At 39.6% G+C, this 9,872-nt stretch carries 7 protein-coding genes; 5 read left to right on the forward strand and 2 right to left on the reverse strand.

Features of this window, described 5'->3' with window-relative positions; all coding sequences use genetic code 11:
• The 4 genes from AC6F75_RS05170 to AC6F75_RS05185 form a co-directional block, all read left to right on the forward strand.
• The coding region (locus tag AC6F75_RS05170; protein WP_500713884.1) for a DUF4270 family protein at positions 1–649 on the forward strand (649 nt) is incomplete at its 5' end.
• A gap of 6 nt (positions 650–655) precedes the next feature.
• Positions 656–2,503 carry a glutamine--fructose-6-phosphate transaminase (isomerizing) gene (gene glmS / locus AC6F75_RS05175; RefSeq protein ID WP_500713885.1) on the forward strand — a complete coding sequence of 616 codons (1,848 nt, stop codon included), beginning with the start codon at positions 656–658 and terminating at the stop codon, positions 2,501–2,503.
• Positions 2,504–2,581: 78 nt separating this feature from the next.
• On the forward strand, positions 2,582–5,341 hold the full coding sequence (locus AC6F75_RS05180) for a TonB-dependent receptor domain-containing protein (RefSeq protein ID WP_500713886.1): 2,760 nt from the start codon (positions 2,582–2,584) through the stop codon (positions 5,339–5,341).
• A 20-nt stretch (positions 5,342–5,361) separates the two neighbouring features.
• Positions 5,362–6,840, forward strand: coding sequence for a G-D-S-L family lipolytic protein (locus AC6F75_RS05185; RefSeq protein ID WP_500713887.1), 1,479 nt, complete (start codon positions 5,362–5,364; stop codon positions 6,838–6,840).
• Between the two features lie 51 nt (positions 6,841–6,891).
• Here AC6F75_RS05185 and AC6F75_RS05190 read toward each other — a convergent pair whose 3' ends face one another.
• Together AC6F75_RS05190 and AC6F75_RS05195 are read right to left on the reverse strand one after the other, a co-directional pair.
• Positions 6,892–8,499, reverse strand: coding sequence for an Ig-like domain-containing protein (locus AC6F75_RS05190; RefSeq protein WP_500713888.1), 1,608 nt, complete (start codon positions 8,497–8,499; stop codon positions 6,892–6,894).
• Between the two features lie 21 nt (positions 8,500–8,520).
• Positions 8,521–9,189 carry a phosphoribosyltransferase family protein gene (locus AC6F75_RS05195; protein ID WP_500713889.1) on the reverse strand — a complete coding sequence of 223 codons (669 nt, stop codon included), beginning with the start codon at positions 9,187–9,189 and terminating at the stop codon, positions 8,521–8,523.
• A gap of 99 nt (positions 9,190–9,288) precedes the next feature.
• Here AC6F75_RS05195 and AC6F75_RS05200 point away from each other — a divergent pair.
• A partial coding sequence (locus AC6F75_RS05200) for a DUF8429 coiled-coil domain-containing protein (protein WP_500713890.1) occupies positions 9,289–9,872 on the forward strand: 584 nt, incomplete at its 3' end.

Genomic DNA, 9,872 nt, shown 5'->3' on the forward strand with positions numbered 1-9,872 from the left:
AAACAATATGCCTCCCGAACTTGAGGAAATTTTAAACAACCCCAATACAGCCGGTGCTGAAAACCTCTACATAAAAGGAGGCGCAGGAACCGTTACGGTAATTGAACTGTTTGGAAATGATTTAAACGGAAACAACGTTGCCGACGAACTTGACAACCTGAGAAGTAAAAAATGGCTAATCAATGAAGCCAATCTTACAATCCAAGTTAACAAAAATGTGGTAAACGGAGGCTCATCTGAACCAGAAAGGCTCTATCTCTATGATTTGAATAACAACAGGGTCTTGATTGACTATCAGCTAGACAATAACACCCCGGCCGGAAACCCGATTGATTTTAAAACAAACCATCTGGGTAGATTAAAAAGAGATGCCAGTGGCAATGGAGAGAGCTACCGCTTTAGGATTACCAGCCACATCAGCAATTTGATTAACAGAGATTCAACAAACGTTAGACTTGGGCTTGTGGTTAGTCCGGATATCAGGGTTTTAACCAATCAGAATCTTCAGAATGTCACCCCACCGGGCATAGAGAAAATCCCTACTTCAAATGTCATTTCACCGGAAGGAACGGTCATCTATGGTTCAAACCACCCTGATCCGGATAAAAGAATTAAGTTGAACATCTATTACACCGAAATTAACAATTAATAACTTATGTGTGGAATTGTAGGCTACATTGGCGAAAAAGATGCATATCCAATCATTATGAAGGGACTGCAACGCCTAGAGTACAGAGGTTATGACAGTGCCGGGATTGCCATATATGACGGAAGCAATATTCAGCTCAGTAAAACCAAAGGTAAAGTTGCCGATCTGGACAACAAAGCCAAAAAAGAATTAACCTCAAAAGGAAATCTTGGAATAGGTCACACACGCTGGGCAACTCATGGAGTGCCCAATGATGTAAACTCACACCCGCATTATTCCAATTCCGGAGATCTTATCATCATCCATAATGGTATTATTGAAAACTATGATACCATCAAAAAAGAACTCATCAAACGCGGATATACCTTTACTTCAGATACTGATACCGAAGTATTGGTCAACCTGATTGAAGATGTTATTAAAAAGGAAAATGTAAAATTAGGCAAAGCTGTCCAAATTGCATTAAATCAGGTTGTGGGAGCTTATGCCATTGTTGTTTTTGACAAAAACAAACCCAACGAACTTGTTGCTGCAAAACTGGGAAGCCCACTTGCTATTGGAGTAGGTGATAAAGAATTTTTTATTGCCAGCGATGCTTCACCGTTTATTGAATTCACAAACAACGCCATTTATCTTGAAGATGAAGAAATGGCCGTCATTAGACGACACAAAGGGGTAAAAATTAGAAAAATAAAAGACGATTCTCTGGTTGAACCTTATATACATGAACTTCAATTAAATCTGGAGCAAATTGAAAAAGGCGGTTATGACCACTTTATGCTCAAGGAAATCTATGAGCAACCCAATGTTATTAAAGACACTTATCGCGGAAGGTTACTAGCTGACCAGGGCATTATAAAACTTGGTGGCCTTGAAGATCACATTCAGAAATTTGTAAACGCCAACCGCATCATAATCATTGGCTGTGGCACTTCCTGGCATGCAGGACTTGTTGCTGAATACATTTTTGAAGACCTGGCAAGAATTCCCGTTGAAGTTGAATATGCATCTGAATTCAGATACAGAAACCCTGTTATCACCGAAAAAGATGTTGTAATTGCCATTTCTCAAAGTGGTGAAACCGCAGATACTCTTGCCGCAATTAAACTCGCTAAATCAAAAGGTGCTTTTGTTTATGGCATTTGCAATGTTGTGGGTTCTACAATTTCTAGAGAAACAGACAGCGGCACTTATACCCACGCAGGACCTGAAATTGGAGTAGCTTCAACAAAAGCATTTACGACGCAAATCACCGTTCTAACCATGATTGCACTTAAGCTTGCAAGCATAAAAGGAACAGTATCTTACAGAGATTATAATATTTTCCTAAGGGAATTAGAGCTAATTCCTGAAAAAGTCCATACCGCTTTAGGGTCAAATGAGCATATTTTGACTATAGCCCGGGTGTTTAAAAATTCACGAAATTTCCTTTATCTCGGAAGGGGTTATAATTTTCCGGTTGCCTTGGAAGGAGCTTTAAAACTAAAGGAAATTTCATACATCCACGCCGAAGGCTATCCTGCTGCTGAAATGAAGCACGGGCCAATTGCACTTATTGACAAAGAAATGCCGGTAGTTGTAATTGCCGTAAACAGCAATCACTATGATAAAGTAGTGAGCAATATTCAGGAAATCAAATCCAGAAAGGGAGTCATCATTGCTGTGGTTACAGAAGGCGATACCACCGTAAAGGAAATGGCCGACTATATTATTGAAGTTCCAAAAACCCCTGAGTCGCTAAGTCCTTTGGTTACAACAATCCCGCTACAATTGCTTTCCTATCACATCGCCGTCTTGCTCAATCGCAACGTTGACCAACCACGAAATTTAGCCAAATCGGTGACCGTGGAATAAACCTTTTGGGAAAAATATTTTTTGTCATATCTGATAAAATTTAGCTATATTGTTATCGCTAATTAATAATCATATGATATGAAAACATTTTTACCTTTATTCCTTCTTTTATTCTGTTTCTCTGTTCATTCCCAAACAACAATTACAGGAAGTGTGGTGGACAATAATGGATTGCCAATTCTTGGTGCAAACATCATCGCAACAGGCACTACGCAAGGAACTGTAAGTGATTTTGACGGTAATTTTACACTTACTGTCACACAAAATCCTCCATTTTCAGTAGAGATTAGTAGCATTGGATTTGGGTCACGCTCATTTCAGGTGACCACTAACAATCAGGTAATCAATGCTGTGCTGGTCGAAGGCACTTCATTAGATGAAATAGTTGTTTCAGCATCGAGAACCCCTGAACGAATTTTTGAATCTCCGGTTACGGTTGAAAGATTCGGGTTAAAAGAAATAAGAAACACTGCTGCTGCAACCTTCTACGGTGGTCTGGAAAATCTTAAAGGCGTTGATATCAACGTCAACAGTTTAACGTTTCAATCAGTCAACACAAGAGGTTTTGCCACCTTTGCAAATACTCGTTTTGTTCAACTGGTTGATGGTATGGACAACTCCGCCCCTGCTTTGAACTTCGTTTTAGGGAACCTTTTAGGCATGACCGAACTTGATGTTCACAGCATCGAGTTACTTCCAGGAGCTTCTTCGGCACTATATGGCGCAAACGCATTCAACGGTATTTTGTTTATGACCAGTAAAAACCCTTTTGATTTTGAAGGCATCAGCGCTTATTATAAACAAGGAATCACCTCTCAAGAAGCGGCCGGCGATAATAGTTTCTTCGATTTTGGAGTGCGTGTTGCAAAGAAATTTTCTGACAAATTTGCTGCAAAAGCAAACTTCTCTTACCTGAAAGGAACTGATTGGTATGCCGTTAGCGAAGTAGATGTGTTAAACCCCGGCAGAGACCGATCTCACCCCAATTATGACGGTTTGAATATCTATGGTGACGAGGTAAGCACAAACATTAGAGGTGTGGGTCAGGCATTAGCTAATATGGGAATTATTCCCGGAGGCGCTGTTAACCTTTTGCCCAACCAAAGTGTTAGTCGTACCGGTTATCACGAAAAAGACCTGGTCGATTACAACGCAGAAAGCGTAAAATTTGACGCTGCATTACATTACAGGCCTTGGGGCAACGATTTTGAAATAAGCTATTTAGGGAAAATTGGTGTGGGTTCAACCATTTATCAGGGAGCCAATAGATACGCCATCAAAGGCTTCTTCCTTCAGCAACACAAACTTGAATTCAAAAATGACAACTTCTTCCTGAGGGGTTACATTACTGATGAAAGTGCCGGAAATTCTTATGACACACGCTTTACGGGCATCAACATCAACAGAATTTGGAAACCGGATTCTCAGTGGTTTGGTGAATATGCAGGTGCATTTATTCAGGGAACCTTAATGGGTATGAGTCCAGAACAGGCTCATGCTTTGGCCAGACAACAAGCTGATACCGGTCGCTTTGAGCCGGGTTCTGATGCATTCAATAATGCTTTCAATAAAGTTACCAACGACCCAGACTTAGCTACAGGTTCACAATTTAAAGACGCTTCACAAATACGGCACGTTGATGCCAACTATAATTTTACACACCTAACTTCAGACATTGCCGAAATTCAAGTAGGTGGTTCTTTCAGGGAATATAAATTAAACTCTTTCGGAACCATTTTTACTGATTATGATGGCCCCATTAATTATAATGAATATGGTGCTTATCTACAAGTTCAGAAAAAACTGGTGGACGACAGATTAAGATTAACAGGTTCTGTGCGTTATGACGAATCTGAGTTGTTTGAAGGCAACTTCTCGCCACGATTTTCTATCGGATATACTTTAGGAGAAAGAAGAAACCATAACATCAGGGGATCGGTCCAAACCGGTTTCAGAAATCCAACTACTCAGGATTTATTTATTGGTCTTGACGTGGGAAGAGCAATACTTGTTGGTTCTGCTGAAGCTAATTTAGACCGCTATGTAAGAACTTTCCCAGTTAGCGGAGCAGGGGCAGCAGCCACCGGAAGCACAACAGCTACCATTTCAGGTAGAGATGCTTATGAAAACTCATTTTCTTTAAATTCAGTTAACGCAGGTGCACCTGAGGCTGCAAATGTGGATTTGGTAAAGCCGGAACAGGTCACTGCTTTTGAAGTGGGTTACAGAGCTCGATTGGGTCGTGTGATTGTTGACTTGAGCGGTTACTATAACCAGTATCAGGACTTTATTTCAAATGAAACTGTTATTGTACCTCTTTATGGTGAAGTGGGTGACAATTCACTTTCATTGCTTGCATTACAACAAGGTGACTTTAAAGCATTCCAAACTTACACCAACTCTGATGCTGATGTGAAATCCTATGGAGCTAGCATTGGTTTGGGCACCAGGGTATTTGGAAATTTTGACCTTGATGTAAATTACACCTTTGCCGAAGAAGATTTTGACCAAGCTTCAGCGCCAGATTTCAGGACCAGCTTCAATACACCTAAGCACAGGGTAAAAGCAAGCTTTGGAAGCACTGAGGTTGTGAAAAACCTTGGATTTAATGTGAGCTATAGATGGAGTGACTCATTTGAATGGCAAGCCACTTTTGCTGATGGTCATGTACCTTCATTTGCAGTTGTTGATGCACAAATCAACTATACCATTCCTGTGTTAAAAGCAAACCTTAAAGTGGGTGCTGCAAACATTGGAAACAATGAATATTTTACCGCTTTTGGAACAGGGCTTATCGGCACACAATACTATGTATCCCTGTCAATTAACAATTTATAATAACTATAAAATTTACAGATATGAATATCAATAAATATAAATGGTTAATGCTGTGTTTTGGAGCTTTGATTATCTCTTGTACAGCAGATGAAAGAGACCCATCAGCCGATGAAGAACCAATTGTGGTTGTTTCAGGAGAAGCTGACTTTTCAAAGTTTGTTACTGTTGGAAACTCACTGACTGCCGGATTTACTGACGGGGCTTTGTTTATAGCGAGTCAGCAAAATTCTCTTCCAAATATACTTGCAGGTCAATTTGCCCTTGCGGGTGGAGGTGAGTTTAACCAACCTCTTATGAATGACAATTTAGGAGGAATGACCCTTGGCGGAAACGTTATTGTTGCTAACAGATTGTACTTTAACGGCTCCGCACCGGTTAGAGTTGAGGGTACACCCACAACTGAAATTACTGCACCACTGAGCGGGCCTTTCAATAATTTTGGAATTCCGGGTGCCAAAAGTTTCCATTTTGTAGCTCCCGGTTACGGTAATGTAGCCGGTGTTCCCATTGGTCAAGCAAATCCTTATTATGTTAGATTTGCAAGTGGCACCAATGCAACCGTTTTAGGTGACGCAGCAGCTCAACAAGCCACTTTCTTTTCGCTTTGGGCAGGAAATAACGATGTGCTCGGTTATGCCACCAGTGGTGGTGCCGGTGTTAACCAGGCAGGAAATTTTGACCCAACCACCTATGGTGGAAACGACATCACAGACCCTACTGTTTTTGCGCAAGTTTTAAACGGAATGGTTGATGCCCTGGCAGCAAATGGTGCCAAAGGGGTGATGGCTAACATTCCCAACGTAATGACCATTCCCTATTTTAACACTGTGCCCTGGAACCCGGTGCCACTTGATGAAGCTACTGCGGCTATGTTGAATCAGGCTTATGCTCCTTATAACGCAGGACTGGCTCAGGCTGAAGGAGGCGGATTTATTGACAGCACTGAACGTCAGGCAAGAACCATCAGTTTTGCTGCAGGCCAAAATGCCGTTGTGATTGAAGATGAATACCTTGAGGACTTGTCTGCATTAGGGCTACCTTCGCTAAGACAAACTACTTCTGTAGATTTAATTGTCCTCCCCGCTGCAGGTTTTATTGGAACCACAGTAAACAACAACCCTCAATTAATCAACGGTCTCACTGTGCCTTTGGCTGACAATTGGGTGCTTGTTCCTCAAGAACAGCAGGAAGTTATCACTGCCACTGCTTCATTTAATGCGATTATTGAAAATGTGGCCAATCAAAGTGGGCTTGCAATTGTAGATGCTTTTGCTATACTAAATGAAGTTGCTGATACCGGAGTGCAATTTGATGAATACACGCTTAATGCCAGTCTGGTGTTTGGAGGTACCTTTTCGCTGGATGGAGTTCACCCTACAGCAAGAGGTTATGCTTTTGTAGCCAATAAATTTATGGAAGCCATCAATGCAACATATGGCTCAACCCTTCCTGCAGTAAAAGCAAAAAGCTACGTCACTCTTTATCCTGCTTCTATGTAAGTTTTGCCGTGTGAAACACAAAAATTAAATCCCGCCCTGCGCGGGATTTTTTTATTCCAATATAAAGGTTTCGGTTAAGGTCCAGTTCGCCCTGATGTCAAGAAGTTTTGGAAAATAAATGACTTCTTCAGGTTGTTGACGTCTTAAAAAATTTCCGGTGTCCCATTTGCCGTTTTCATTTTCGTCATAGATGATTCTCACATAGTAGTTTCCTGCTATGATGTTTTCAAAATAAAAAGAGGTTTCTCCATCTTGCGCATATTGTTCTTTACTCACATCACCCCTTTCAGTGACCAGCTGAACAATGATGGGATAAGATTTTGGATTGACTATTGAAAATGACAAAAATCCATAATCTGCAACTGTTCTGGTATTTGTTTTAAAAGTAATGGTATCATTTACAACGCCAAAAAAGTCGGTGACTGCCTCGGGTAAAAATGTGATGGTGTAAACCTCGCGTTCCTTTTTTTCAAAATCGATAAATATGATATTGTGAAACTGATTGAAGTCCATTTTGAAATTTACCTCAGTTGAATCTTTATCAATGATTTCAACCTTTTCCTTTATAATAGTTTTAATGGGGGTATTAGCACCAATTTCTACTAGCTCATCAAATGCTATGACTCCTGTTTTTAATGCCGAAAGATTTAAACTATCAACCGGGGCTTTGGACAATCTCACGTTTACAGTGTCAACCACATCTAAATTTGAAACTTTAAAAAGCAATGAATCCCTTTCAAATTTTTGGCTAAACCAATAGTTCAGGGTGTCCTTTCTTGGTTCTCTTAACAAGGTGTAGCTGAAATCTTCAGAAGTTTCTGATAGCAACTCAATCTTGATAGAGTCACCCACTCCTTCAAAACCAAATTGAATTTTTTGGCTGTTAAGCGATGACGCTCTCACAAATCTGTACTCAGGAATTTCCTTGAATAAGCTGAGGTGAAAAGTAGTGTCAGTTGGTACGTTAATAAAACCATCCACAAAACCAATTTTATCCATCTTGGGCTCAAAGGTGTAATTATTGTTGTTGTCCTTTAGGGCAATTAAAAGATACTTACCTTCCTTAATATTTTCAATGGAAAAAAAATCAGGATTTCTTTGAGTATTGGATACATAATAAGGTTTCTTTTTGAATATTATGGAGTCTGTATAATTTTCATCCACCTCATAAAGCATCACCGTGACATTTTCTTCGGGTTTAATGTTTTTGGCATCACTGATGCTGCCAAGCACTTTCAAACTGTCAATATAACTTCCGGTTGAAAACACATATTTAAAAAACTCAAAGGGGTTTTCTTCATTGTTGTCAACGATGCTGTTGCCAAAGTTAATACTGTAGGTGGTATTGTCCCTTAGCGTATCATTGAAAACAATTCTAATAAACCTTGCTGTTGAAAAAGGTTCTATGGTTGGCGGATTTTCAAGTGGTGGTGAAATAATGAGTTGTTGCTGAAGATTTTTCAGCTTGATGTATTCATCAAAATGAATCCGGATTTCATTTTCTTTAAAATGGGTGGAATAATTTTCGGGAACAGATCTCACAATCACCGGAGGAATAGTGTCTCGAGGACCTCCTTCCGGATTACCGCGTTTTGCACAATCAATAAACGAAAGTGAAAACAACAACAAAAAAATGACGTATAAAAAATTGCCTTTCATCCTGCAAAGATGCAAAAAATATCACTTTGTTAATGCTATTGCCGCAAAACTCAGTTTTACACCTTCTGTTTGTAGTAATTTAGATGCACAAGACTCGAGTGTGGCACCGGAAGTAATAATATCATCAACGATGAGCAAATGTTTACCTTTGACTTTTTGCTCATTTTGAGTTGTAAAAACTTCTTGCTGACTGAAAATCCGGGCAACACGTTCTTTAAATACTTGCGATTTTGTTGGCGTTATTTTAATTAAAACATCATCAATATAAGCAACGTCAAGTGCTGCAGCTATTTCCTTTCCAAAACCCTCTACCTGATTGTAACCTCTTTGCCTGAGTTTCTTTTTATGTAACGGAACGGGAACCACTGCATCTACTGTTTTATAAGAATCAATAAGCTTTAGTTCCTCCCCAAGCCATTTTCCAAATTCATTGCCTATATTTACCGCACCTTTGTATTTCAAAGCGTGAACAAATTTTTGGGTAAGACCGTTCTTTTGAAAGTAAAATAATGCTGTGGCGTTCACAACCGGAACCCTGCCGTAAAATATTTTTTGCAACTCATCGCTACCGTTATGATGAAAAGCTGTTTGAGGCAATTGATGCCTGCAAAAGGTGCAAATTTCAACTTCGTTGGTGAGCAGTTCTTTATCACAACCACGGCAAAGTTTTGGAAAAAAAATGTTTAACATAAAATTTATACAATTTATAGTTTCTTAAACATCTTAATAAAATTTGTTCAGCTACTTTAGCTTTGCCTTAACAAGATACAAATTTAAACACCAACCAACATGGATGAAGAAAAAAATAACGATCTGAAATTAAAATGGCTTATTGGTATTCTGGCATTATTGCTTGTTGCTTTAACCGTTTTTACTATTATGCTATATCAGGAATCGCAGCAAACCACCACAAACCTTGAAATTCAAAAAATGGATATCGAGCAGGAACTTGAGGAGTTACTGGTAAATTACAACATTGCCCTTGAAGAAAATGAAGTTAAAGACAGAGACCTACTTGAAGCACGTGACAGAATTGAACGTCTGCTTGACTCTGTTAAAGACTCTCAGGCAAATGTTGACTTGATTAGAAGGTATCGTAATGAAATCAACAGGTTGAAATCAGAAAAAGAGATGCTTTTCAGAAGAGCTGACAGCCTGCAAATTGTTTCTGAAATGTTCAGGACTCAACGAGACAGTACAATAGTGGCTTTGGACGAAACAGTTAAAAAAGTCGATTCCATTTCCCTTCAAAATGAAGCACTGGCTCAAGTAGTTGCAAAAGGATCGGTATTAAAGCTATCAAGGTTAAAGGGTGATGGAGTTTTAGTGAGAAACAATGGAAGAATTGTTGAAACAGATCGTACACGCAGGGC

Source organism: Planktosalinus sp., from assembly GCF_059864935.1.